At 72.2% G+C, this 22,968-nt stretch carries 24 protein-coding genes; 12 read left to right on the plus strand and 12 right to left on the minus strand.

All coding sequences use genetic code 11. The features are described 5' to 3' along the window. Positions 1–93 precede the first annotated feature (93 nt). Positions 94–1,017: a DeoR/GlpR family DNA-binding transcription regulator gene (locus ACTMTU_RS14340; RefSeq protein WP_441263860.1), complete on the plus strand. Its 924-nt coding sequence runs from the start codon at positions 94–96 to the stop codon at positions 1,015–1,017. A 370-nt stretch (positions 1,018–1,387) separates the two neighbouring features. Here ACTMTU_RS14340 and ACTMTU_RS14345 read toward each other — a convergent pair whose 3' ends face one another. The 6 genes from ACTMTU_RS14345 to ACTMTU_RS14370 form a co-directional block, all read right to left on the minus strand. Continuing rightward, positions 1,388–1,819 carry a hypothetical protein gene (locus tag ACTMTU_RS14345; RefSeq protein WP_441263861.1) on the minus strand — a complete coding sequence of 144 codons (432 nt, stop codon included), beginning with the start codon at positions 1,817–1,819 and terminating at the stop codon, positions 1,388–1,390. A 128-nt stretch (positions 1,820–1,947) separates the two neighbouring features. Further along, positions 1,948–2,406, minus strand: a complete 459-nt coding sequence (locus ACTMTU_RS14350; RefSeq protein WP_441263862.1) for a TIGR03618 family F420-dependent PPOX class oxidoreductase — start codon at positions 2,404–2,406, stop codon at positions 1,948–1,950. 33 nt (positions 2,407–2,439) lie between these two features. After that, positions 2,440–3,021, minus strand: coding sequence for a TetR/AcrR family transcriptional regulator (locus tag ACTMTU_RS14355; protein ID WP_441263863.1), 582 nt, complete (start codon positions 3,019–3,021; stop codon positions 2,440–2,442). 19 nt (positions 3,022–3,040) lie between these two features. After that, a complete protein-coding gene (locus tag ACTMTU_RS14360) occupies positions 3,041–3,997 on the minus strand; it encodes a hypothetical protein (RefSeq protein WP_441263864.1) in 957 nt (318 codons plus the stop codon). A 4-nt stretch (positions 3,998–4,001) separates the two neighbouring features. Next, positions 4,002–4,469 carry a hypothetical protein gene (locus ACTMTU_RS14365; protein WP_441263865.1) on the minus strand — a complete coding sequence of 156 codons (468 nt, stop codon included), beginning with the start codon at positions 4,467–4,469 and terminating at the stop codon, positions 4,002–4,004. Positions 4,470–4,556: 87 nt separating this feature from the next. After that, positions 4,557–6,311 (minus strand): acetyl/propionyl/methylcrotonyl-CoA carboxylase subunit alpha, encoded by a 1,755-nt coding sequence (locus ACTMTU_RS14370; protein ID WP_441263866.1) that lies wholly within the window; start codon positions 6,309–6,311, stop codon positions 4,557–4,559. A gap of 380 nt (positions 6,312–6,691) precedes the next feature. Between ACTMTU_RS14370 and ACTMTU_RS14375 the strand changes: the two genes are divergently transcribed. Next, entirely contained in the window at positions 6,692–7,153 is a 462-nt protein-coding gene (locus ACTMTU_RS14375) for a hypothetical protein (protein WP_441263867.1), read from the plus strand. 12 nt (positions 7,154–7,165) lie between these two features. On the opposite strand, the gene ACTMTU_RS14380 is transcribed toward ACTMTU_RS14375, so the two are convergent. From ACTMTU_RS14380 to ACTMTU_RS14390, 3 genes are all read right to left on the minus strand, one after another. Continuing rightward, complete coding sequence (locus tag ACTMTU_RS14380; RefSeq protein ID WP_441263868.1) at positions 7,166–7,783, minus strand: Maf family protein; 618 nt, start codon at positions 7,781–7,783, stop codon at positions 7,166–7,168. 370 nt (positions 7,784–8,153) lie between these two features. Further along, the gene (gene mmpB / locus ACTMTU_RS14385; RefSeq protein WP_259372230.1) at positions 8,154–8,282 is read right to left on the minus strand and encodes a morphogenic membrane protein MmpB; all 129 of its coding nucleotides are present in this window, start codon (positions 8,280–8,282) and stop codon (positions 8,154–8,156) included. A gap of 48 nt (positions 8,283–8,330) precedes the next feature. Continuing rightward, positions 8,331–8,951 (minus strand): TetR/AcrR family transcriptional regulator, encoded by a 621-nt coding sequence (locus tag ACTMTU_RS14390; protein WP_441263869.1) that lies wholly within the window; start codon positions 8,949–8,951, stop codon positions 8,331–8,333. Between the two features lie 78 nt (positions 8,952–9,029). Between ACTMTU_RS14390 and ACTMTU_RS14395 the strand changes: the two genes are divergently transcribed. Further along, positions 9,030–10,166, plus strand: coding sequence for an SGNH/GDSL hydrolase family protein (locus ACTMTU_RS14395; protein ID WP_441263870.1), 1,137 nt, complete (start codon positions 9,030–9,032; stop codon positions 10,164–10,166). A 52-nt stretch (positions 10,167–10,218) separates the two neighbouring features. Here ACTMTU_RS14395 and ACTMTU_RS14400 read toward each other — a convergent pair whose 3' ends face one another. Both ACTMTU_RS14400 and ACTMTU_RS14405 read right to left on the minus strand, forming a co-directional pair. Then, complete coding sequence (locus ACTMTU_RS14400) at positions 10,219–10,425, minus strand: acyl-CoA carboxylase epsilon subunit (RefSeq protein ID WP_189466524.1); 207 nt, start codon at positions 10,423–10,425, stop codon at positions 10,219–10,221. A 31-nt stretch (positions 10,426–10,456) separates the two neighbouring features. Then, positions 10,457–12,064 carry an acyl-CoA carboxylase subunit beta gene (locus ACTMTU_RS14405; protein WP_307707969.1) on the minus strand — a complete coding sequence of 536 codons (1,608 nt, stop codon included), beginning with the start codon at positions 12,062–12,064 and terminating at the stop codon, positions 10,457–10,459. A gap of 148 nt (positions 12,065–12,212) precedes the next feature. Between ACTMTU_RS14405 and ACTMTU_RS14410 the strand changes: the two genes are divergently transcribed. The 5 genes from ACTMTU_RS14410 (at position 12,213) to hutH (ending at position 18,787) form a co-directional block, all read left to right on the plus strand. After that, on the plus strand, positions 12,213–13,070 hold the full coding sequence (locus ACTMTU_RS14410) for a biotin--[acetyl-CoA-carboxylase] ligase (protein ID WP_441263871.1): 858 nt from the start codon (positions 12,213–12,215) through the stop codon (positions 13,068–13,070). Between the two features lie 142 nt (positions 13,071–13,212). Then, a complete protein-coding gene (locus ACTMTU_RS14415) occupies positions 13,213–14,424 on the plus strand; it encodes an adenylate/guanylate cyclase domain-containing protein (protein WP_053556990.1) in 1,212 nt (403 codons plus the stop codon). Between the two features lie 619 nt (positions 14,425–15,043). After that, a complete protein-coding gene (locus ACTMTU_RS14420) occupies positions 15,044–15,844 on the plus strand; it encodes an enoyl-CoA hydratase/isomerase family protein (RefSeq protein WP_441263872.1) in 801 nt (266 codons plus the stop codon). Between the two features lie 83 nt (positions 15,845–15,927). Then, positions 15,928–17,124: a diguanylate cyclase domain-containing protein gene (locus tag ACTMTU_RS14425; protein WP_441263873.1), complete on the plus strand. Its 1,197-nt coding sequence runs from the start codon at positions 15,928–15,930 to the stop codon at positions 17,122–17,124. 91 nt (positions 17,125–17,215) lie between these two features. Next, positions 17,216–18,787 (plus strand): histidine ammonia-lyase, encoded by a 1,572-nt coding sequence (hutH, locus tag ACTMTU_RS14430; protein WP_441264223.1) that lies wholly within the window; start codon positions 17,216–17,218, stop codon positions 18,785–18,787. A gap of 66 nt (positions 18,788–18,853) precedes the next feature. Here hutH and ACTMTU_RS14435 read toward each other — a convergent pair whose 3' ends face one another. Continuing rightward, positions 18,854–19,138: a hypothetical protein gene (locus ACTMTU_RS14435; RefSeq protein ID WP_441263874.1), complete on the minus strand. Its 285-nt coding sequence runs from the start codon at positions 19,136–19,138 to the stop codon at positions 18,854–18,856. A 107-nt stretch (positions 19,139–19,245) separates the two neighbouring features. Here ACTMTU_RS14435 and ACTMTU_RS14440 point away from each other — a divergent pair, with 107 nt between their 5' ends. From ACTMTU_RS14440 to ACTMTU_RS14455, 4 genes are all read left to right on the plus strand, one after another. Next, on the plus strand, positions 19,246–19,659 hold the full coding sequence (locus ACTMTU_RS14440; RefSeq protein ID WP_441263875.1) for a hypothetical protein: 414 nt from the start codon (positions 19,246–19,248) through the stop codon (positions 19,657–19,659). Positions 19,660–19,968: 309 nt separating this feature from the next. After that, positions 19,969–21,234, plus strand: coding sequence for a L,D-transpeptidase (locus ACTMTU_RS14445; protein WP_441263876.1), 1,266 nt, complete (start codon positions 19,969–19,971; stop codon positions 21,232–21,234). Between the two features lie 132 nt (positions 21,235–21,366). Then, a complete protein-coding gene (locus ACTMTU_RS14450; RefSeq protein ID WP_441263877.1) occupies positions 21,367–22,359 on the plus strand; it encodes a GNAT family N-acetyltransferase in 993 nt (330 codons plus the stop codon). Positions 22,360–22,522: 163 nt separating this feature from the next. Next, complete coding sequence (locus ACTMTU_RS14455; protein WP_441263878.1) at positions 22,523–22,954, plus strand: helix-turn-helix domain-containing protein; 432 nt, start codon at positions 22,523–22,525, stop codon at positions 22,952–22,954. Positions 22,955–22,968: the final 14 nt, after the last annotated feature.

Raw genomic sequence — 22,968 nt, forward strand, 5'->3', positions numbered from 1 at the left:
TCTATACCACTTGGCGGCCTCTTAAGTGCGCAATTTCCGGTATCCGGCGCATAGAGCTGAAAACTGACGGGCGGTGGGGTTACTGTCAGTTTCGTGTTCGCTGCAGAACGTCGTCAGTTGATCCTCGAAATGGTGCGTGCCAACGGTGCCGTGTCGCTCCGTGAGCTCGCCCGCGTCGTCCAGACCTCCGAAGTGACCGTACGGCGTGACGTGCGGGCACTGGAGGCAGAAGGACTCCTCGACCGCCGGCACGGCGGTGCGGTACTGCCGGGCGGATTCACCCGCGAGTCCGGCTTCCCGCAGAAATCCCTGTCCGCCACCGCGGAGAAGACGGCCATCGCCGACCTCGCGGCCGCCCTCGTCGAAGAGGGTGAGGCCATCGTCGTCGGCGCCGGTACCACGACGCAGGAGCTGGCCCGCCGGCTCGCACGCGTCCCCGGACTGACCGTGGTCACCAACTCGCTCCTGGTCGCCCAGGCGCTCGCCCATGCCAACCGGGTCGAAGTCGTCATGACCGGCGGCACGTTGCGCGGCTCCAACTACGCGCTGGTCGGGAGCGGCGCGGAGCAGTCCCTCCAAGGGCTGCGGGTCTCCCGCGCGTTCCTGTCCGGGAGCGGGCTGACCGCGGAGCGGGGCCTGTCCACGTCCAACATGCTCTCCGCGAGCGTCGATCGCGCACTCGTCCAGGCCGCGGCGGAGGTCGTGGTCCTGGCCGACCACACCAAGCTCGGTACGGACACGATGTTCCAGACCGTGCCGACGGATGTGATCACCCGCCTGGTGACGGACGAGCCGCCGGCGCACGACGACCGGGCGGCGACGGAGCTTCAGGCGCTCGCGGACCAGGGTGTGCAGATCGCGGTCGCCGGAGCGGGGGCGGCGCCCGCGCCGCGCCCTGAGGTGCCGCTGCCCGGCCAGCGCCGCACCCGGGCGGGCCTGCGCAACGCGGCGGGCGGGCTGGGGCCGGACGCCCTGCCGGAACGGTCCGCCCGCGTGGCGGACCTCCGTCGTCGCTGACGCGGTCTCCCGGGGGTCTGGGCTCTCTCGGGCCCCGATGCGGTGGGCTGAGGGTGCGCCGTCCCCGGCCGGGTGCGGGTGCGTTGCGCCCCTGGCGGGGCCGTGGCCCCTGGGGTGCGCCCGGTGCGGGTGCGTTGCGCCCCTGCGGGGCCTCGCGTTCCTGGGGTGCGCCCGGTGCGGCGGCGTGTTGCTCCCGTGGGAGTGGCCCGGTGTGGGTGCGGTGCCCCTTGCGGGGCGGGGCTGCGCCGGTGGTGGGTGCCGGGCGACGGGGCCTCCGGAGAGGGGTGCCCGGAATGGCTGTCCTCACCGCGCTTCGCGCGAGTTGCGACGCTTTACTTCCGGACACCCCCCTCCTACGACCCCGCCCCCCTCACGCCCGTGGGGCCCCTTCCGGTCGGTGGGCCGGCGTTGTGCCCGCCGCCGGCTGTTCCCGTTCCGACAGAGGGCGGGGGAGTGGCCGGCGCCAGTCGCCCAGCAGTGTGACGAGGAAGCGGCGGGCGAGAGTCCGGACCTCGTCCCAGGCGGGATCCGTCGCCAGGGCGTCGGCCCACTGGACGGTCCGACCGTCGGCGTCGATCTCGGCGACGCGGCGGCCGACGGCCTGAAGATCGCGCAGGTTCTCGGGCTCGAAGGCTCCGCGGTCCGTGAGTCCCTTCCCTATGAGGCAGGCGAACTCGATGTCGTCGACGACCAGGTCCGTCGTCAGCTCGCGCTCGCCCAGCCAAGTGAGCTGGTCTTGTTGGTCAGCCGCGAGAAGGGACAGGAAGAGGCGTGTCCACGTCCGCCAGTGCTCGTCGTTCATACGCGGAGAATCGCATGGAGAGAAGGATCAGCATCCCGAGAGCGGCGAACGCGGCGGCTGTGCGTGCGGGCGGCAACATGGCTGCGTACCGCCACACTCGCCCTCCTGGGCGTCGCTCCCCGGAACCCCTAGCCCTCGATGTCGAGTGCTGTTCCGTACAGCCGGTCGACCTTCAAACGGATGACCACCCGCCGCTCTGCGACCAGCTGCTCCAGGAACGCGTCTTCGTCCTCGGGCTGCGCGGCCTCCGGGATCATCCCGAGCAGTTCCCGTCCGACCGCGTCACCGGGGACCGTCGTGATCCCGGAGACCTCGGCCTCGCCCTCGGCGACGGCGAACGACCAAACGTCACCGCCCTGCACGTGCAGCGCGGCATGCGGGCTGCGCCGCAGGTGGCCGACCTTGACCCGGTCGGCCGTCGTGGAGAACCGCGCGACGCGGGCCTCGGGATCCCAGCTGTACAGCATGGTGGTCAGGTGGGGACGGCCGCTGCGCTTCACCGTGGCGAGCGTGCCGAACTGCTGTCGGCCGAGCAGCTGCGAGAGGGCTTCGTCGGACAGTGGGCGAGGTGCCGGTCGTTGAGTCATGACGCGATCAACACCCTTGACCCCACAGTAATTTCACCGAGCCGGTCCCTGGTCCGGCCGCAGGCCCCGCAGGGTCAGGGTCAGGAGGCGGTCCGCCAACTCCGGATCGGCCGGGTCCTGTTCCGCCGCGAGCGCGATCGCGTTCGTCAGCTGCATCAGGTCGCCGATCGAGACGTCCGTACGGACCGACCCCGCCTGCTGTGCCCGGGAGAGCAGGCGCTCGCCCGCGTCGCGCAGGGGGACGCTGCACGCCGACAGGGCCGAGGTCCTGTCGTGGGACGCGGCCAGAAGCGCACGGGCGAGGCCGCGGTACTCACCCGCGTGGGTGATGAGGGCGCGCAGCCACTCCACCAGCGCCGTGCACGGCTGCTCCGCGCCCGCCAGTTCGCGTGAGCGCTCCAGCAGGGCGGCGACGGCCTCCTGGAAGACCGCGTTCATCATGGCGTGACGGTTCGGGAAGTGGCGGTACAGCGTGCCGATGCCGACGCCGGCGCTGCGGGCGATCTCCTCGAGCGAGGCGTCTGTGCCGCGCTCGGCGAACGCGGCCCGCGCCTCGGTCAGCAGCCGGTCGTAGTTGCGGCGCGCGTCGGCGCGTTTGGGCCTGGTGTCCGTCACACCTCAAGGATGCCGGACGTCAGGGTGCGGTCGGCGGGGGAGTGCAGCAGCAGCCCGGCTGGGCGGGCGCGGCCCGGTAGGGGGCGAGGGCGGTGTCCGCGGCGGGACGGTAGGGCCGCCGGGACATCCGCGTCACGAGCAGCCACATCTCGCGTTCCTTGCCGAGCTCCTGCGGCAGTACGAGCCCGAGCGCGTCCGCCAGCGGCTTGCGGCCCGCGTTGACGAGGGCGCGTACCGCGGCGGCCCACTCGTCCGTGGCGGTCACCGCCGCGCGGTACCAGGCCGGGATCAGCACGGTCAGCACCGTGGCCGTGACGGCCAGCAGGGGCACGTCGGCCCCTTCGAAGGGGAGCGAGGCGAGCGCCGCGGCGGCGATGACGACGTGCCCGTACAGCAGTGCCACGAAGAAGTCGGCGCTGCTGCGCGCCGTGTCGACCTGGCGGCCGAGCTCCTTCGGGGCGGTTCCGGTCAGCTCGTTCCAGAGCACCTGCGTGTCGAGCCGGTAGCGGTCGTACCCGTACTCCTCGAAACGGCGGATGGCGTTGCCGAGCCGGGTCGGGGCGATCTGTTCGTCGGCTGCGGGATAGCGGGCGAGGCGTTCCTGGAGCAGGGCGGCCTGGATCGGGGCCCGGGTGCCCGCCCCGGCGATTCGGTCGGCGATCCGCTGCCTGCGGGCACGCTGGATCCGGCAGCCCCTGTCGTACGCCCGGCGGGGCCACAGCAGGTAGCCCTCCAGCAGCCGGTACAGCGGCGCCTGGAGGGAGTTGAGGAGCAGCCCGAACATGACCGAGGCCACCAGGAGCAGCAGGGCCGTGTTGGCCGACGACTCCGGCCGGATCCGCTCCATCAGGGCCGTGCCGCGCAGGCTCGGCGCCACGGCGAAGAGGAACACGGCGAGATTGAGCGCGGCGGGCAGCACCCAGCCGACGACGAGCGACCAGCCGCCCCCGAGTACGCCCTTGGCGATGTCCCCCAAGGTGTCAGTCCCGGTCCCAGTCGTCGTCCGGGTCGAGGACCGGACCGGGCGGGCCGCCGAAGCCGATGTCGCGGCCGGCGAGCCGCACGTCGTCGTGGACGGCTCCGGGCACCCGGTCGTCCTCGGGTTCGAGCACCGTGACGGTGCCGCCCTCGTGCGGTGGCAGGTCCTCGGCCAGGATCCGGACGAGCTCCCCCGGTACGGGCGCGCCGCCGGCGGTCCCCGCCACGACCACCGGCGTGCCGGTGCGCCGGCCGCGCCACTCCACGACCGACCAGGCGAGGTGCGCCGCCGCCCCTTCGTCCGGGAGCAGTACGGCCACGGTGTCCGTGCCGTACTCCAGCGCGGTCTCCCACCCGCCGCCGGCCTGTCCACGGAGCCAGTGGTGCAGTGAACGGGCGTGCTCCACGGCGAGGTTGGCGTCCACAACCTTCAGCCGGATCTCCATACGCGTCCCCCGGTCGATCGACATCGCGTGGCACGAGCAGCATAGGACGCACCCGGCACGAAGGGCCCCCGGCATGGATGCCGGGGGCCCTTCAGCGGACGGTGGGACGTGTCAGTCCTTGATCTCGCAGATGGTGGCGCCGGAGGTGAGGGAGGCGCCGACCTCGGCGGCGAGGCCCTTGATGGTGCCGGAGCGGTGTGCGTTGAGCGGCTGCTCCATCTTCATGGCCTCCAGGACGACGACGAGGTCGCCCTCCTTGACCTCCTGGCCCTCCTCGACGGCGACCTTGACGATGGTGCCCTGCATCGGGGAGGCGAGGGTGTCACCGGAGGCGGCCGAGGACGACTTCTTCGCGGCCCTGCGCTTGGGCTTGGCGCCGGCGGCGAGGCCGGTGCGCGCGAGGCTCATGCCGAGCGAGGACGGCAGCGACACCTCGAGGCGCTTGCCGCCGACCTCGACCACGATGGTCTCGCGGCCCGCCTCGTCCTCGTCCGTGTCGGCGCCGGCCGGGGCGAACGGCTTGATGTCGTTGACGAACTCGGTCTCGATCCAGCGGGTGTGGACACGGAAGGGGTCCGCCGTGAACGCCGGGTCGGCGACGGCCGCGCGGTGGAAGGGAATGGCGGTGGCCATGCCTTCGACCTCGAACTCGGCCAGCGCACGCGCGGCGCGCTGAAGGGCCTGCTCGCGGGTGGCGCCGGTGACGATCAGCTTGGCGAGGAGCGAGTCCCACGCCGGGCCGATGACGGAGCCGGACTCGACACCGGCGTCGAGGCGGACACCGGGGCCGGTGGGCGGGTTGAACGTGGTGACGGTGCCGGGCGCGGGCAGGAAGCCCCGGCCGGGGTCCTCGCCGTTGATGCGGAACTCGAAGGAGTGGCCGCGCACCGCGGGGTCGTCGTAGCCGAGTTCCTCGCCGTCGGCGATACGGAACATCTCGCGGACCAGGTCGATGCCGGTGACCTCTTCGGTGACCGGGTGCTCGACCTGGAGGCGGGTGTTGACCTCGAGGAAGGAGATGGTGCCGTCGGTGCCGACGAGGAACTCGACGGTGCCGGCGCCGACGTAGCCGGCTTCCTTGAGGATGGCCTTCGAGGCGCGGTACAGCTCCGCGTTCTGGGCCTGGGACAGGAACGGCGCCGGGGCTTCTTCCACCAGCTTCTGGTGGCGGCGCTGGAGCGAGCAGTCGCGGGTGGAGACGACGACCACGTTGCCGTGGGAGTCGGCCAGGCACTGGGTCTCCACGTGGCGGGGCTTGTCGAGGTAGCGCTCGACGAAGCACTCGCCCCGGCCGAAGGCGGCGACCGCCTCGCGGACGGCGGAGTCGTACAGCTCCGGGACCTCTTCGAGGGTGCGGGCGACCTTCAGGCCGCGGCCGCCGCCGCCGAAGGCGGCCTTGATGGCGATCGGCAGCCCGTGTTCCTTGGCGAAGGCGACGACCTCGTCGGCGCCGGAGACCGGGTCGGGGGTGCCGGCGACCAGCGGCGCGCCGGCGCGCTGGGCGATGTGACGGGCGGCGACCTTGTCACCGAGGTCGCGGATGGCCTGCGGGGGCGGGCCGATCCAGGTCAGGCCGGCGTCGATGACCGCTTGGGCGAAGTCCGCGTTCTCGGACAGGAAGCCGTATCCGGGGTGGATGGCGTCCGCCCCCGAATCGGCCGCGGCCTGGAGCACCTTGGCCATGTCCAGGTAACTGGCGGCCGGGGTGTCACCGCCCAGGGCGAACGCTTCGTCGGCCGCGCGGACATGCAATGCGTCCCGGTCCGGATCGGCGTAGACGGCTACGCTTGCGATCCCGGCGTCCCGGCAGGCACGGGCAACGCGGACAGCGATTTCGCCACGGTTGGCGATGAGCACCTTGCGCACGATGGCTCCCTCCTTGAAACAAGCTGAGTTTAGGGACTGCCGACACGGCCTTTCGACCCGTCCCCAATGGTGAGCTTGCCCACACGGAGCGTGATTCGAGGCTCGCTCGATCGCGAAATCCCTTGTCGCACCACGGTACGACGGGTTCCTCCCCCGCACAGTAGCCCTCTGGTGTGGTCAAGGTCTCTGTCTGCGGGGCCAGCGGCCCGACACGTTTCTTTGTGGAGTCCCTACGAATGGCCCAACGATTCTTTGCCCCGGGACCGAGCGTGCCGGAACCCTTGTCCCCGCGTTTACCGGTCAGTAGCCTCGCGGCTGTCGTACGTACTTCCGGTACACAGAGGGTTGGGGGCGCCGTGGTGCGCAGACCGGTGGCCGTGGTGGCTGCGCTTGTCCTGCTGATCGAGGCCGTCGGCATCGTGGTGCTCAACGGAGTCATGGCCACGTTCGTCGGGGCTCAGCGGATGTCCCTGGACGGCATGGACCCGGACGTGATGGTGACCGCGACGTGGGGACTGGGCATAGGGTCCGGTCTCTTCCTGGCCCTGTGCGGCGTGCTGCTCCTCATTGCGGGCATACGCGACCGGGCACCGGGCCGTTTCGCCCGCATCGCCCTCATCACCCTCGCCGTCGTGCACGGGGTGCTCGGAGCGGTGGCGGTCGGCCTGGTCGGATGGAACGCCTTCGCGTTCCTGATGGTGGTGCTGGGCCTGCTCGTCGCGTCCCTGATCGTGTACGGCAAGGAGCAGCCCCCGGCGGCGTCTCCCGCGCCTCCCGCGTCGGGCGGCCCGGCCGACGGTGACGGCCCGGTGGGACCCGTCGGCGGTCCGGCGCCCGCCTGACCCTCCGTCCGCTCAGGCGGCCCAGAGGTCCGTGATCGAGACGCCCAGCTCCGCCAGGAGCCGGCGGAGCAGCGGCAGCGACAGCCCGATGACGTTGCCCGGGTCGCCGTCGATGCCGTCGATGAACGGGGCCGAGCGGCCGTCCAGCGTGAACGCCCCCGCGACGTACAGCGGTTCGCCGCTCGCGACGTACGCGGCGATCTCGGCGTCCGTCGGCTCGCCGAACCGCACGGTCGTCGACGCGGTCGCGGAAGCCCGGCGGCCGGTCACCGTGTCGATCACGCAGTGCCCCGTCTGCAGGACGCCCGCCCTGCCGCGCATCGCCTTCCAGCGGGCGGTCGCCTCCTCGGCGTCGGCGGGCTTGCCGAGCGCCTCGCCGTCGAGCTCCAGGACGGAATCGCACCCGATCAGCAACGCCCCGGCCGCCTCCGGCCGGGCGGCGACGGCCGCGGCCTTCGCCTCCGCCAGCACGAGCGCGAGCTCGGCGGGGGTCGGTGCGGTGAGTGCGTCCTCGTCGACGCCGCTGACGATCACGTCCGGCGCGAGACCGGCCTGCCGCAGCAGATTCAGCCGCGCGGGGGAGGCGGAGGCGAGGACGAGACGGGGGCGGTGGGGTGACGGGGTGGTCATGGGGGACATGGTAGGCGGCGGGGTGTGGGCGCCGGGCGGGGTGCGCGGAGAGGCCGGGCTCGCCGGGGCGTGAGGGCTGCGCGGGGCTGTTCCTCACCCCGCTCCTCCCGAACCGGGGCAAGCCCCGGAACCCGTACCGCGCTCCGCGCGGCGCCCTCGATCTCCCCCTACGCCCGGCGGCCGTGGGAGGTGCCCCCAGGCGGGCTTGAGTTGCCTGAACTCAAGCCCCGCCGGCGTTTGAGGCGCGGGGGCCCGGGGGCAGAGCCCCCGAAACACCGCGCAGCGCGGTGGCGGGTCCGGGCGGAGCCCGGTCTCGGGAAGAGGCGGGGTGGGGGACAAGCCCGCCGCGGGCGGCTCGCGCGCCGCCCGCTCACCGCAGGCCCGCCGCGAACATCGCCACCACCATCGCCAGCGCCAGCACCAGCCCCGCGCGACGCAGCATCGTCTGCATGTCGCGCAGTTCCTTGGGCGGTTCGTTCTCAGGGTCGGACCACAGCATGCCTTCGATGGTGCTGGTGCAGGCGGCCCGGCGCCTGAGTATGCGTACTCAAACCACGAAGGCACCCGCCCGCGCGGCCGCCAGCGCCGCCGACGCCGCTCGCTCGGCGGTGTCGGCCGTCAGGGGCTCGTGGCTGACGGCGAAGCGGTAGTACAGGGGCGCGGAAACGGCCCGCAGGACCTCCAGCGGGTCGGTGCCGGCCGGGATCTCGCCGCGGCCGAGGCCCCGTTCGACCGCCGGCGCCCATTCCGCGAGCCGGGTCGCGTAGAAGCCGTGGAGGGCGTCCGCGCATTCCTCGTCGCACGCGGCCGCCGCGACGACGGCGGCGAAGACGGGGCCCATGCGCGGATCGGTGAGCGTGTCGCGCACGAGCGCGGCGTTGGCGCGCAGGTCACCTTCCAGCGATCCGGTGTCCGCGGCGGGCAGGGACTGCTCGGCCATGTCGCGCAGCAGGTCCGCGACCAGGCCGGCCGGTGACCGCCAGCGCCGGTAGACGGTGGTCTTGCCGACGCCCGCGACTGCCGCGACCCGGTCCGGGGTCAGGGCGTGGAACCCGCCGTCGACCAGCGCTTCCTGGGTGGCGGCCAGAACGGCCGCGCGGACTTTCGCGGTACGGCCGCCGGGGCGGACCGTACCCGGAGTGGCTTCCAAACGGGTCTCCTGTTCCATTAGTGACGTGAACTCTGTTAGCGTGCCTCCATCCTAATGGAACTCTCCGCCCATTAGTGGCGGGAAGAGGGGTACGTCATGAGCGAATGGACCGCGGCCTGGGCCGCCTCTCCCCAGATGCCCAGCACCGGCTTCACCCCGAACTGGTCCCAGGAAGGCTTCTCGCACCAGACCGTCCGCCAGGTCGTGCGCGTCACCGCGGGCGGCGAGCGCCTGCGCGTCCGTCTCTCCAACGCCTACGGCACGTCCCCGCTGCACCTCACCGGGGCCACCGTCGCCCGCTCCGCCGGCGGCGCCGCGATCGAGGAGGGGGCCGTCCGGGAGCTCACCTTCGGCGGAGCGCGGTCCGCCGTGATCCCCGCGCGGGCCGAACTGCGCAGCGATCCGGCCGGCCTGCCCGTCGAGCGGCTCGGGTCCGTGACGGTCACGCTGTACTTCGCCGGCACCACCGGCCCCGTGACGTTCCACTCCCAGGCCTGGGCGGACTCCTACCGGGCCGGCGGCGACCGGCGCGCCGAGCTGTCGGGAGCGGCGTTCACCGACGTCACCGCGTCCTGGTACCACCTCGCCGGTGTGGAGGTCGCCGCCGGACGCGCGGACGGGATCGTCCTGTTCGGCGACTCCGTCACGGACGGCTTCGGCTCGACGCCCGGAGCGAACCGCCGCTGGTCCGACGCGCTCGCCGAACTCACCGGCCGGCCCGTCCTCAACGCCGGCATCGGCGGCAATCTCCTGCTCAACGATTCGGCCTGGTACGGGGAGAGGGGAACCGCGCGGTTCCGTCGCGACGCCCTCGCGCAGCCCGGCGTCTCCACCGTCGTCGTCCTCGAGGGGCTCAACGACATCGGCTTCAGCGAGGCCCCTGGTGAGCCGACGTACAAACCCGCCCCCGTCGTCAGCCCGGCGGAAGTCGTCGCGGGCCACCGGGAGCTGATCCGGCAGGCCCGCGCCGCGGGTGTACGGATCGTCGGCGCGACACTCCTGCCGCTGGCCGGGTCCGACCACTGGGGCGCGCACTCCGCGCGCGTCGGCCCGGAGATCAACCGGTGGATCCGCACGGGCGGCGAGTACGACGCCGTCGTCGACTTCGACCGCGCTCTCGCCGACCCCGCCGACCCCGGCCGTCTGCACCCCGCCTACGACTTCGGCGACCGCCTCCACCCCGGCGACAAGGGCTACCAGGTCATGGCCGAACTGCTGGCCGAGGCGCTCTGAACGGCGCGGAGGCCGGGCCCCGTGCAGGGCCCGGCCTCCGCTCACCGCGCCGTCACACCGGCCAGTAGCTGCGTGCCCACGCCCGCGGGCCGGGCAGCGGCCGGCTGCTGCGGGCGATGCGCGCCGGATCCGACCATCCCTCCGGCATCCGCGGTTCCCCGGCCGCGGCGCCGGCGCTCGCCGCGGCGCGGGCCTGGACCACCGCCAGTGCGGCGGCCAGCTCCTCGGGAGTCGGGTTTCCTCGTACGACCCTGATCATCGTCGCGTCCCTTCCTCGTGTCCCGGAGCCCCTACAGGGGGATGTTCCCGTGCTTCTTGGGGGGCAGACTTTCCCGCTTGGTGCGGAGCTGGCGCAGGCCCTTGACGATCTGTGCCCGGGTCTCCGAGGGCATGATCACGGCGTCGATGTAGCCGCGTTCGGCCGCCGTGTACGGGTTGAGCAGCGCGTCCTCGTACTCCTGGATGAGCCGTGCCCTCGTCGCTTCCTGCTCCTCGGCGCCCTCGACGGCGGCGATGGTGCGGCGGTGCAGGATGTTCACCGCGCCCTGGGCGCCCATGACGGCGATCTGGGCGGTGGGCCAGGCCAGGTTGAGGTCGGCGCCCAGGTGCTTGGAGCCCATGACGTCGTAGGCGCCGCCGAACGCCTTGCGGGTGATGACGGTGATGAGCGGGACGGTGGCCTCGGCGTAGGCGTAGATCAGCTTGGCGCCGCGGCGGATGATGCCGCCGTACTCCTGGTCCACGCCCGGCAGGAAGCCGGGGACGTCGACGAAGGTCAGCACGGGGACGTTGAACGCGTCGCAGGTGCGCACGAAGCGTGCGGCCTTCTCGGAGGCGTTGATGTCCAGGCAGCCGGCGAACTGCATCGGCTGGTTGGCGACGATGCCGACCGGGAAGCCCTCGACCCGGCCGAAACCGGTGACGATGTTCGGGGCGAACATCGACTGGGTCTCGAGGAACTCGCCCTCGTCCAGGACGTGCTCGATGACGGTGCGGATGTCGTACGGCTGGTTCGCCGAGTCCGGGATCAGCGTGTCCAGCTCGCGGTCCTCTTCGCTGACCGCGGTGTCCGCCTCCTCGGGGAAGGACGGCGGCTCGGAGAGGTTGTTGGACGGCAGGTACGACAGCAGGGACTTGACGTACTCGATCGCGTCCTTCTCGTCGCCCGACATGTGGTGCGCGACACCGGAGGTGGTGTTGTGGGTGCGGGCGCCGCCCAGTTCCTCGAAGCCGACGTCCTCGCCGGTGACGGTCTTGATGACGTCGGGGCCGGTGATGAACATGTGCGAGGTCTGGTCGACCATCACCGTGAAGTCGGTGATGGCCGGCGAGTAGACCGCGCCGCCCGCGCAGGGGCCGACGACCAGCGAGATCTGCGGGATGACGCCGGAGGCGTGGGTGTTGCGGCGGAAGATCTCGCCGTACATGCCCAACGCGCTGACGCCTTCCTGGATACGGGCGCCGCCCGAGTCGTTGATGCCGATGACCGGGCAGCCGGTCTTCAGCGCGAAGTCCATCACCTTGATGATCTTCTGTCCGAACACCTCGCCGAGAGCGCCGCCGAAGACGGTGAAGTCCTGCGAGAAGACCGCGACCGGGCGGCCGTCGACCGTGCCGTAGCCGGTGACGACACCGTCCCCGTACGGCCGTGTCTTCTCCAGCCCGAAATTGGTCGAGCGGTGGCGGGCGAACTCGTCGAGCTCCACGAAGGAGTTCTCGTCCAGCAGCAGATCGATCCGCTCCCGGGCCGTCAACTTGCCCTTCGCGTGCTGCTTTTCCACCGCACGGGCGGAGCCGGCATGCGTCGCCTCTTCGATACGGCGCTGAAGATCCGCGATCTTTCCCGCGGTGGTGTGGCTGCTCGGATTCTGGGAGAGGGCGTTTTCCGGCTCGGACATCGGGATGCGGCTCCCTGGCTGGTCACGGGGACGGCTTACGGGGACTGGGTTACCGGGACGTGTTAACGATCGGTTGCTACTGACTCGTAGCGTATCGGCGCGGATACCGTTCAGCAGTGCGGCGTTGGCCACACCTAACCTGGCTTGCATGACGCCTCCGAATGCGCCCGAGAGCCGCTGGTCCGACCTCGAGCGGCCCCCTCTGAACGCCTCCGTCCTGCGCCGCGCCGTCATCGTGCCCGGCGGCCTGTGGACCTCGCTGGACGTGGTGGCGTCCACCGGCTCCACCAACTCCGACCTGGCCGCACGGGCCGTCTCCCTGCCGGAGGGGGCGGTGCTCGTGGCGGAGGAGCAGACCGCGGGACGGGGCCGGCTGGACCGCACCTGGAGTGCTCCTGCCCGTTCCGGCCTCTTCTTCTCCGTACTCCTGCGGCCCGGCCCCGACGTGCCCGTGACGCGCTGGGGCTGGCTGCCGCTGCTCGCCGGTGTCGCGGCCGCGACCGCGCTCGCGCGGGCCGCGGGCACGGACATGTCCCTCAAATGGCCCAATGACCTGCTGGTCGTCGTCGACGGCGACGAACGCAAGGCCGGCGGCATCCTCGCGGAGCGCGCCGGGGACGACGGCGTGGTGCTCGGACTCGGCATCAACGTCTCCCTCCACGCCGACGAGCTGCCCGTCCCCACCTCGGGTTCCCTGGCCCTCGCCGACGCCGTGTCCACCGACCGTGACCCTCTGCTGCGGGCCGTCCTGCGCTCCCTCGAGAAGTGGTACACCGCCTGGCGCACCGCCGGCGGCGACCCGGCAGCCTGCGGGCTCCAGGAGGCGTACGCGGCCGGCTGCGCCACCCTCGGCCGCGACGTGCGGGCCGAGCTGCCCGGCGGCACGGCCCTGACCGGCGAGGCCGTCGCCCTGGACGGCGACGGCAGGCTGGTCCTCGCCACCGCGGACGGCGAACGGCACTCGGTGAGCGCGGGCGACATCGTGCACCTGCGGCCGGCGCGCTGACGGCCACCGCACCGTCCCCGGCGGCCGTGGACGAACCTCCTCGGCCGCCGGGACGTGAGCTGGGGCACACCTGCCGTATCGTTGAGGCGATCGCGCGACAGATCGGCAGGGCATTGCGCAGGGAACGGGCAGGAGGCGGCTGGTGACCGTCGACGACACCACTTCCGGCGCGGGCGCGCAGCCGCCGTCGGACGGCTCTTCCGGCGCGTCCGCCTCGTCATCGGGGTCCTCGGGATCCGGGTCCGGGTCCTCCGGGTCGGTGCACCCGAAGCCCCACCACGAGGTCGACCACACGGCGGAGCCGTCGGACGACCCGCTGGCCATACGGCTGGAACAGCTGATCCTCGGCGCCGAGCGCCGCTACACCGCCTTCCAGGCGGCCCGCACCGCCGGCGTCTCCATGGAGCTCGCCGCCCGCTTCTGGCGGGCCATGGGCTTCGCCGACATCGGACAGGCCAAGGCCCTTACCGAGGCGGACGTGCTGGCCCTGCGCCGGCTCGCCGGCCTGGTCGAGGCCGGCCTGCTCAGCGAACCGATGGCGGTCCAGGTCGCCCGCTCCACCGGGCAGACCACCGCGCGGCTGGCCGACTGGCAGATCGACTCCTTCCTCGAAGGGCTCACCGAGCCGCCCGAGCCCGGCATGACCCGCACCGAAGTGACCTATCCGCTGGTCGAGCTGCTGCTGCCCGAACTCGAGGAATTCCTCGTCTACGTGTGGCGACGGCAGCTGGCGGCGGCGACCGGCCGTGTCGTGCAGGCCGCGGACGACGAGGAGATGGTCGACCGCCGTCTCGCCGTCGGCTTCGCCGACCTGGTCGGTTTCACGCGGCTGACCCGCCGCCTGGAGGAGGAGGAGCTCGGCGAGCTCGTCGAATCCTTCGAGACCACGTGCGCGGACCTGGTCGCCGCCCACAGCGGCCGGCTCATCAAGACCCTCGGCGACGAGGTGCTGTACGCCGCGGACGACGCCGGCACGGCCGCCGAGATCGCCCTGCGGCTCATCGAGACGATGACGGACGACGAGTCGATGCCGGCGCTGCGGGTCGGCATCGCCTTCGGCACGGTCACCACACGCATGGGCGACGTCTTCGGCACGACGGTGAACCTGGCGAGCCGGCTGACGTCGATAGCTCCGAAGGACGCCGTACTGGTCGACGGGGCGTTCGCGGAGGAAGTGATCAGGACGGGGGACGCGCCGGCCTCGGAGGCGGAGGCGGCGGAGGAAGCGGTCAAGGCGGAGAAGGAGGGGCGCGAGGTCCCCACGTACCGCTTCGCGCTCCAGCCGATGTGGCAGCGGCCGGTGCGAGGTCTCGGCGTGGTGGAGCCGTGGCTCCTCTCGCGCCGCCCGTCCTGACGCCGCGGTCCCGTCGCCTCCGGCTGGCTCTCCCCACCCCGCCCCTTGCCGTAACCGGGTCAGGCCCCGCTTCGCGCGGCGTTTCGGGGGCTCTGCCCCCGCACCCCCGCGCCTCAATCGCCGGCGGGGCTTGAAATGCCCCTGCTGGGGGCTGGTTTCGTGGGTGGATGTCCAGCCCGCCCGGACGCCCACGCCTCAAGCCGGCGAGGCTTGCAAGGCTTCCGCCACGGAGGCTGACTCGCCAAGCGATGTCCAGCCACGCCCGGGCCCCCGCGGTCGATCGCCGGCGGGGCTTGAAATGCCCCGGCTGGCGGGCTGGTTTCTCGGAGCGAGATCCAGCCCGCCCCGGGGGACCTTCCGCGGGGCGCCAGGCGTAGGGGGAGGAGCCCGTGACAGCGCGCGGAGCGAGGGCCGGGTCCGCGGGGACGCCCTCACGCGGCGGAGCGGCGGATCCGTACAGCGGGACGGGGGTTCCGCGGCGACCAGGGCGCAGAGGGCGAGTGTGGTGCGGGTTCCGGGTGGAGCCCGGTTCGGGGAGGGGCGGGGTGGAGAAACGGCCCCGCGGAGCGGAGGCGGGCCTATGATCCCGGTGAACCATCGTTAACCGGGAGGGTGCCCCATGTCCGAGTCCGAGCAGCGGTTCGGCGAGTTCGTCGTCGTGCGCAGGCATGAGCAGGGCCACGTCGCCGAGCTCGTCCTCGACCGCCCCAAGGCCATGAACGCGGTCTCCACCGAGATGGCCCGTTCCATCGGTGAAGCCTGTGACGCGCTCGCGGCGGACCGGGACGTGCGGGTGACCGTGGTCTCGTCGAGCAGTGAGCGCGCCTTCTGCGTGGGCGCCGACCTGAAGGAGCGCAACTCCTTCTCCGACGCCGAGTTGGTGCGGCAGCGGCCCACCGCCCGGCGCGCGTACACCGGTGTGCTGGAGCTCCCGATGCCGACCGTCGCAGCCGTGCACGGCTTCGCGCTCGGCGGTGGCTTCGAGCTGGCGCTGTCCTGCGATGTGATCGTCGCCGACGCGACCGCGGTCGTGGGGCTCCCCGAGGTATCCGTGGGTGTCATCCCCGGCGGTGGCGGTACGCAGCTGCTGCCCCGCAGGGTGGGGGCCGCCCGCGCCGCCGAGCTCGTCTTCACGGCGCGGCGCGTGGAGGCGGCGGAGGCGCGGGAGTTGGGGCTCGTCGACGTCCTCGCCGAGGACGCCCGCCCCGAGGCGCTCGCGCTCGCCGCCCGTATCGCGGTGAACTCCCCGGTCGGGCTGCGCAACGCGAAAAAGGCCATGCGGCTCGGGCAGGGGCTCGATCTGCGCGCCGGGCTCGAGGTCGAGGACGCGGCGTGGCGGGCCACCGCGTTCTCCGGGGACCGTGCGGAGGGCGTCGCGGCCTTCAACGAGAAGCGGAAGCCGCAGTGGCCGGGGGAGTGAGCGGGGGACCGGTTTCGCGGCCGGTCCACGTCCCGGGTCAGCAGATCTGATCAAATCGGTAGAAACCTCCCTAAGCTGGGTGGATGGCTGTGGATGGGCGGTTGCGAGCCGTGGTGGCGCTGGCGCAGGCGATGGCCGCGGCGACGACCCCGCGCGAGTCCTGGCGGGCGGCGGCCCTCGGCGCGTGCGGCGCGCTCTCCGGGTCGTTCGCAGCCCTGTCCGTGTGGGAGCGCGAGCGCGGGCGGCTGAGGGTGCTCGTGAACGCGGGTGAACGCGCGCCGGACGAGGAGGAGTTCCCGGAATCCGAGACCTATCCGGTGAACCGTTTCCCCGAGATCACCGAGTTCCTGCACGAACGCTGGGCGGGTGGGGGGGAGTGGGGGTCCCACCCACGCGCGGAGCGCTGTGGGGGCGCGTGGGTGGAGACCGCCCAGGGTCCCGTGACGCCCGGGCACGGCTACTGCCACCAGAGGGTGGCGGCGCTGCGCCGGCGCGGCCGGGGCTGCTGCGTCGTCGCGCCGATCGTGCTGCACGGCAGGGCATGGGGCGAGCTGTACGTGGCCAGGCCGGAAGCGGCGCCCTTGTTCGACAGGGAGGACGCCGATTTCGCGACCGTCCTGGCGTCGGTCGTGGCCGCGGGCATCGCGCAGACCGAGCGGCTGGAGGAGGTCCGCAGGCTCGCGTTCACCGATCCGCTCACGGGCCTCGCCAATCGTCGCGCCGTCGACACCCGGCTCGACGAGGCGCTCGAGCGGCACCGGGCGGACGGTTCCGTGGTCAGCCTGGTGGTGTGCGACGTCAACGGGCTCAAGCAGGTGAACGACACGCAGGGGCATGCGGTCGGCGACCGGCTGCTGGAACGGTTTGGCTCCGTCCTGTCCCTGTGCGGGGCGATGCTGCCGGGAACCTTGGCGGCCCGGCTCGGCGGGGACGAGTTCTGCCTGGTCACGCTGGGGCCGAGCGCCGACGAGGTGGTCGGCGTCTCCGAGGATCTGTGCGTACGGGCGAAGGAACTGGAGCTCGGCGAGGGCGTCGCGTGCGGCGTCGCGTCGACCGGTGACCCGATCGGGGAGGTGCCGTCGGCCCGGCGGCTCTTCCGGCTGGCGGACGCGGCGCAGTACCGGGCCAAGGCCGCGCGCTCCCCGAAGCCGGTGGTGGCCGGACGGGACGGCACGGTGATGCGGCTGGCGGACTCCCCGCCCAGGTCGGCGCAGGACCGCCGTCGCTTCCGGGACGCCCGCCCGGAAGCGGAGGAGGACGAGCCGTGGAGCGAGCCCTGACGGCCGCGCGCCGTGACCAGCTTGTAAGGGGCCGGACCGCGTACCGGTGGTGACAGGTTTGGATTCAATCCGTACGCTGCTGAATATGGATATGCAAACAGTCGTGGTGGGGACGTCCGGTACCACCGCCGATGACGTCATCGCCGTGGCCCGCCACGGCGCCCGGATCGAGCTCTCCGCCGAGGCCGTCGCCGCCCTCGCCGCGGCCCGCGGGATCGTGGACGCGCTGGCCGCCAAGCCCGAGCCCGTCTACGGCGTCTCCACCGGATTCGGTGCCCTCGCCACCCGTCACATCAGCCCCGAGCTCCGTGCCCAGTTGCAGCGCAACATCGTGCGCTCCCACGCCGCGGGCATGGGCCCGCGCGTCGAGCGTGAGGTCGTGCGCGCGCTGATGTTCCTGCGCCTGAAGACCGTGTGCTCCGGCCGCACCGGCGTCCGCCCCGAGGTGGCGCAGACGATGGCCGACGTGCTGAACGCCGGCATCACGCCCGTCGTCCACGAGTACGGCTCCCTCGGCTGCTCCGGCGACCTCGCGCCGCTGTCCCATTGCGCCCTGGCCCTCATGGGTGAAGGTGACGCGGAGGGCCCCGACGGCTCCGTGCGCCCCGCGGGCGAGCTGCTGGCGGAACATGGCATCGCGCCCGTCGAGCTCCGCGAGAAGGAGGGCCTCGCCCTCCTCAACGGCACCGACGGCATGCTCGGCATGCTCGTCATGGCGCTCGCCGACCTCGACCGCCTCTACAAGTCGGCCGACATCACCGCCGCCCTGACGCTCGAGGCGCTGCTCGGCACCGAGAAGGTCCTCGCCCCCGAGCTGCACGCCATCCGCCCTCACCCGGGCCAGGGCGCCGCCGCCGCCAACATGCTCGCCGTCCTCGAGGGCTCTGGCCTCACCGGCCACTTCCAGGAGGAGGAAGCGCCCCGCGTCCAGGACGCGTACTCGGTCCGCTGCGCCCCGCAGGTCGCCGGCGCCGGCCGGGACACCATGGCCCACGCCCGCCTGGTCGCCGACCGCGAGCTCGCCTCCGCCATCGACAACCCGGTCGTGCTCCCTGGGGGTACCTCCCAGGACGGAGTCTCTGGGGGAGGCCGCGTCGAGTCCAACGGCAACTTCCACGGCGCGCCCGTCGCCTACGTCCTGGACTTCCTCGCCATCGCCGCCGCCGACCTCGGCTCCATCGCGGAGCGCCGCACCGACCGGCTCCTCGACAAGAACCGCAGCCACGGGCTGCCGCCGTTCCTCGCCGACGACGCCGGGGTCGACTCGGGCCTGATGATCGCCCAGTACACGCAGGCAGCGCTGGTCAGCGAGCTCAAGCGGCTCGCCGTCCCCGCCTCCGCCGACTCCATCCCGTCCTCCGCCATGCAGGAGGACCACGTCTCCATGGGCTGGTCGGCCGCCCGCAAGCTGCGCACCGCCGTCGACAACCTGACGCGCGTCATCGCCGTAGAGCTGTACGCGGCGACCCGCGCCATAGAGCTGCGCCGCCACCTCACCCCGGCCCCGGCCTCGCGCGCCGCCATCGAGGCGCTGCGTGCGGCGGGCGTCGAGGGCCCCGGCCCGGACCGGTTCCTCGCTCCGGACCTGGCCGCGGCGGACACGTTCGTACGGGACGGACAGCTCGTCGCCGCCGTGGAGAAGGTGACCGGGCCGCTCGCCTGACCCCACGCGACACCGAGGCCGCCCCCGCCGTCACCGCGGGGGCGGCCTCTTCGCGTCGGTGGCCGGTCAGACGGTGCCGGGGTGACGCCGCATCGAGTACGCGACGAAACCCGCCCCGATACCGAGGGACACCGTGCCGCCGATCACGTACGGGGTGGTGTCCACGCTGCCCGTCTGCGCCAGCAGGAGCTCCTCGCCGGCCGCCTGCGCCGCCGCCCCGGACCGCGAGTCTCCGGACTCCTGCGCGGCCTGTCTCTCGGCGGTGGCATTCGCGGAGGGGACGAACCACAGCGCACACAGAAGGGTCCCTGCGGCTGTGGCGGTGAGCAGCGGTCGACGTGCGACGGACACGAAGTCGATCCCCCTTGAGGCATCCTCGAATTGGCCGGTGGGGCGATGCTAGTGAAAGCAGCGGGTCGTGGGAAAGCCGCGGCCCGAAGGGCCATACCCTCCGTCGTATGACCACCTCTGAGACATCACGCTATGTGCGGCTGCGAGTGGAATTGGTGATCGAGGTCGAGGACTCCGGCGCCCTGACCGGAGCGGCGCTCGAACGGATCGCGGACGACGAGTTCATGCCCGACGACGAGCGGACGCATGCCCAGTCCGCGGTGCGCGAGGAGGAGGCGGAGGCCCTGGCGTATCTGATCGACCCCTTCGACCTGGTCAGCGAGGTGCCGGGAATCGAGCTCGCGCAGGCATCGTGGAGCTGCGAGCAGATCGAGTACGACCCGGACTCCGCCGACTGGGAGTTCGACATCGACGAGGACGAAGTCGATGGTTACGAACCGGGCCCGGACGGTTACCCGCTGCTGGAGAACGACAGCGGCGTCGAGGGTGACGGCGACGGCGACACCGGCCGGTGGCCGTAACGGGACCGGGAAGTGACCTGTTGCACGCTTCGGGCCCGGATCGCCGGGCAGGCGCCCCCCGCACTTCCGCACGGGCTTTCCCGGGCAGGAGCGTGGGGGCGACAATCGAATGACGAAAGCCGGACCGGGAACGGTGCAACCGATGAGGCGGATGCAGCGTCGATCAGTTCGGTGGCAGGTGTACCCGGCGGGCGAGGAGCCCGACGGGCGCACTCGGTGAGGTGTTGTTCCCCACATCGTGTACCGATGTGGAACCGGATGACCTGAAATGGGGTTGTCCACAGTGGTTGATCAGGGGACTCGGCAACGATGGAGACGCGTGTGATGACGGACAGCAAGCGGCGCAGCGGATGGAAGGTCGCATCCGTGCTGCTCGGGGGTGTGCTGGCCCTGTCGGCCTGCAGCGGCGGGGACGATCAGGACGCGGCTGCCGAGGCCTCGAAGACGTCACAGGCGCAGATCGACGAGGCCGCGGCGAAGGCGGTCTCGAAGGCGCGAATAGCGATTTCGCCGAAGAACGGCTCGACCAACGCGAGCATCAACAACGCGGCCAAGGTCACCGTCACCGACGGCACCCTGACCGAGGTCACGATGACGACCGCGGACGGCACCGCCGTGGCCGGCACCCTCGCCGCCGACGGCAAGAGCTGGAAGCCCGACGCCCAGCTCGAGCGCTCGACCACGTACAAGATCGCCGCCACGGCCAAGGACGCGGACGGTCTCGAGGCCCACGAGAACGCGTCGTTCACGACCGTCTCGCCGGCCAACAGCTTCATCGGCAACTTCACGCCGGAGGACGGTTCCACCGTCGGCGTCGGTATGCCCGTGTCGATCAACTTCAACAAGGCGATCACGGACCGCAAGGCCGTCCAGTCCGGGATCACCGTGACGTCCAGCAGCGGCCAGGAGGTCGTCGGCCACTGGTTCAACAGCCAGCGCCTCGACTTCCGCCCCGAGCAGTACTGGGCAGAGGGCTCGACCGTCACCATGAAGCTCGAGCTCGACGGTGTCGAGGGCGCCGACGGCGTCTACGGCGTGCAGCAGAAGACGGTCACCTTCAAGATCGGCCGCAACCAGGTCTCCACCGTCGACGCCGCCAGCAAGATCATGACGGTCACCCAGGACGGCAAGACGATCAAGACCATCCCGATCTCCGCCGGCTCCTCCGAGAACCCGACCTACAACGGTCAGATGGTGATCTCCGAGAAGTTCAAGGAGACCCGGATGAACGGTGCGACGGTCGGCTTCACCGACGACGACGGCAAGGGCGAGTACGACATCAAGGACGTGCCGCACGCCATGCGGCTGTCCACGTCGGGCACGTTCATCCACGGCAACTACTGGGGACCGGACTCCGTCTTCGGCAGCGCCAACACCAGCCACGGCTGCGTGGGCCTGAACGACGTCAAGGGCGCCGGCGACCCGAAGCAGCCCGCCGCCTGGTTCTACAACAGCTCGATCGTCGGTGACGTCGTCATCGTCAAGAACTCCAAGGACACCACCATCAAGCCGGAGAACGGCCTGAACGGCTGGAACATGGACTGGGCGCAGTGGAAGGCCGGCTCGGCCGTCTGACCTGCCCGTGACACCTGACGGTGGCGGCACCCGCGAAGGGTGCCGCCACCGTCGTCGTTCCGGGCCCCGGCGCGGGCAGCGGCGGCCGTAATTCCGAGCGGCCGCCGGGGAGGGGGACGTACTGTCCCCGGCATGACGATCACCACCCTCCCCGTGCCGCCCTCCGACTCCGCCGTGGACGCCTGGCACACCGTCGTCCGTGCCGCGCACCTCCACGACCTGCCCGGACACGTGCCCGCGCCGGGCCGGGTGGAGACCGAGGGGAAGCTGCGGAGGTCGTCGGTGAACGGCCGGACCGTCCATCACGCGGCCGTGGCGGCCGACGGCTCGTACGACGGCGTGGCGTCGGTGGTGCTCTTCACCGACGAGAACAACCTGCACACCGCGTTCCTCGACCAGTTGACCGTCCACCCGAGGGCCAGGCGCCGCGGCGTCGGGAGCCGGCTCTGGGCGGCCGTACGCGACGATCTCGCCGCGGACGGCCGCACGTCCGTCTCGACGGTGCTCGAACTCGGCGGCCCGGGCGAGGAGTTCGCCTCCCGCCACGGCTTCGGCAACGCCCTCCCGCTGGCCTGGTACGTGCAGGACCTCCAGGAAGCGCTCGCCGCCCATCCCGTGCCCCCCGCGCTCCCCGACGGGTACGCCTACGCCCACTGGACCGGTGTCGTGCCCGACGGACTCGCCGACGCCTTCGCCGAGGCCCACAACGCCATGGAGGACGCGCCCATGGGGGACGTGGACAGCTCCGTGCCGAAGTGGGACGCGGCACGGGTACGGGCGGCCGCCCGCGTGATCGAGGACCGCGGCGGCGTCATACTCTCCTCGGCCGTCGTGCACACGGCCGACGGCGCCGACATCGTCGCCGCCTACACCGAACTGGTGCTGCGCGACCCGTCCGACGTCCGGGCCATGCAGTACGACACGGTCGTCGTACCCGCCCACCGCGGCCTTCGCCTCGGTTTCGCCGTCAAGCGCCACATGATGGGCGTCGTGGCCACCGAGTGCCCCGGCGTACGAGAGACGGCCACGACCGTCGCCGACGAGAACGGCCCGATGCTGGCCGTCAACGAACAACTCGGCTACCGGCGCGAACGCGAGATCGCGTACTTCCAGGCCAAGCTGTGACCGTCCGGCCCGGCCCCGTCCCGGCAGGTGACCGCCGGGCACTCCTCCTCCCGCCCCGGGACCGGACCGGGGCGCATCGAGCCGACGGCCACGGGAACACGTTTCGCCCCTGGCGCAACCGCTTCTGCTCCACAGCCCGTTGCGGCGCTTCTACGCTGGGCGGGTGAGCAGCCACGAGACGAACCGAGCCCGTGTCGTTCCCCTGCGCCCGGCCGTGGCGCCGGCCCCCGACGGGCCGGCACCGGCGCGGGCGCCCGGAGAGCCGCTCTGGCGGGAGGTGGTCGGCGGCGTCCTGCGCCGTGAGCGGCTGGCGCAGGAGCGCACACTCAAGGACGTGGCGGACGCCGCCAGGATTTCCGTGCCGTACCTCTCCGAGCTCGAACGCGGCCGCAAGGAGGCCTCCTCGGAGATCCTCGCCGCCGCCGCGCACGCCCTCGGCCTCGGCCTCGCGGACCTGCTCGCCCTGTCCCACCGCGAGCTCGTCCGCCCGGTCCGCTCCACCACGGCCCGCTCCACCACGGCCCGCTCCACCACGGCCCGGTTCGGCCGGACCGTGGGGGCGGCACGGCAGGGCGACGTGCGCCTCGCCGCGTGACCGTCGGGCAGGTG

The organism is Streptomyces sp. OZ13 (assembly GCF_052068155.1).
Lineage (GTDB): Bacteria > Actinomycetota > Actinomycetes > Streptomycetales > Streptomycetaceae > Streptomyces.

What these genes read in the sequence shown, in the direction of transcription:
- ACTMTU_RS14345 (WP_441263861.1), bottom strand. Translation starts at nt 1,819, where the DNA reads ATGAACGACGAGCACTGGCGGACGTGGACACGCCTCTTCCTGTCCCTT.
- ACTMTU_RS14350 (WP_441263862.1), bottom strand. Translation starts at nt 2,406, where the DNA reads ATGACTCAACGACCGGCACCTCGCCCACTGTCCGACGAAGCCCTCTCG.
- ACTMTU_RS14365 (WP_441263865.1), bottom strand. Translation starts at nt 4,469, where the DNA reads ATGTCGATCGACCGGGGGACGCGTATGGAGATCCGGCTGAAGGTTGTG.
- ACTMTU_RS14380 (WP_441263868.1), bottom strand. Translation starts at nt 7,783, where the DNA reads ATGACCACCCCGTCACCCCACCGCCCCCGTCTCGTCCTCGCCTCCGCC.
- mmpB (WP_259372230.1), bottom strand. Translation starts at nt 8,282, where the DNA reads ATGCTGTGGTCCGACCCTGAGAACGAACCGCCCAAGGAACTGCGCGAC.
- ACTMTU_RS14390 (WP_441263869.1), bottom strand. Translation starts at nt 8,951, where the DNA reads ATGGAACAGGAGACCCGTTTGGAAGCCACTCCGGGTACGGTCCGCCCC.
- ACTMTU_RS14395 (WP_441263870.1), top strand. Translation starts at nt 9,030, where the DNA reads ATGAGCGAATGGACCGCGGCCTGGGCCGCCTCTCCCCAGATGCCCAGC.
- ACTMTU_RS14400 (WP_189466524.1), bottom strand. Translation starts at nt 10,425, where the DNA reads ATGATCAGGGTCGTACGAGGAAACCCGACTCCCGAGGAGCTGGCCGCC.
- ACTMTU_RS14405 (WP_307707969.1), bottom strand. Translation starts at nt 12,064, where the DNA reads ATGTCCGAGCCGGAAAACGCCCTCTCCCAGAATCCGAGCAGCCACACC.
- ACTMTU_RS14410 (WP_441263871.1), top strand. Translation starts at nt 12,213, where the DNA reads ATGACGCCTCCGAATGCGCCCGAGAGCCGCTGGTCCGACCTCGAGCGG.
- ACTMTU_RS14420 (WP_441263872.1), top strand. Translation starts at nt 15,044, where the DNA reads ATGTCCGAGTCCGAGCAGCGGTTCGGCGAGTTCGTCGTCGTGCGCAGG.
- ACTMTU_RS14425 (WP_441263873.1), top strand. Translation starts at nt 15,928, where the DNA reads ATGGCTGTGGATGGGCGGTTGCGAGCCGTGGTGGCGCTGGCGCAGGCG.
- hutH (WP_441264223.1), top strand. Translation starts at nt 17,216, where the DNA reads ATGCAAACAGTCGTGGTGGGGACGTCCGGTACCACCGCCGATGACGTC.
- ACTMTU_RS14440 (WP_441263875.1), top strand. Translation starts at nt 19,246, where the DNA reads ATGACCACCTCTGAGACATCACGCTATGTGCGGCTGCGAGTGGAATTG.
- ACTMTU_RS14445 (WP_441263876.1), top strand. Translation starts at nt 19,969, where the DNA reads ATGGAGACGCGTGTGATGACGGACAGCAAGCGGCGCAGCGGATGGAAG.
- ACTMTU_RS14450 (WP_441263877.1), top strand. Translation starts at nt 21,367, where the DNA reads ATGACGATCACCACCCTCCCCGTGCCGCCCTCCGACTCCGCCGTGGAC.